At 64.9% G+C, this 353-nt stretch carries 1 protein-coding gene; it reads left to right on the forward strand.

Features of this window, described 5'->3' with window-relative positions:
• Positions 1–353, forward strand: a 353-nt coding sequence (locus AUL38_RS17335; protein ID WP_161937398.1) for an HNH endonuclease signature motif containing protein, incomplete at both ends; no start/stop codon positions are given.

The raw sequence follows: 353 nt of genomic DNA on the forward strand, positions 1-353 counted from the left end.
GACGCGCTCCTCGCCACTCACGGCGGCACCATCACCCGCGACACCCCCACGGGCGGCGTGAAATGCGAACTCCAAGGCTACGGACCCATCGACATCGAGTCAGTGCGGCCCTTGATCGCGTCCCGGTATCAGTGGGACCTCGTCACCGTGTGCGCGCACACAGGAAGCGTCATCCGCACAGACACCTACCGCCCCAACAAGCCACAGGAACGGTTCCTCGTCGCTCGTGACGGGCACTGCAGGTTCCCGGGATGTGTCGCACCGGTGTACCGGTCAGAAACCGACCACACCATCGATGCCGCCCTCGGCGGGCCCACAGCAACCGATAACCTGGCATATTTGTGCCGCAGCCA

It is taken from the genome of Leucobacter sp. G161, from assembly GCF_001482305.1.
GTDB lineage: Bacteria > Actinomycetota > Actinomycetes > Actinomycetales > Microbacteriaceae > Leucobacter.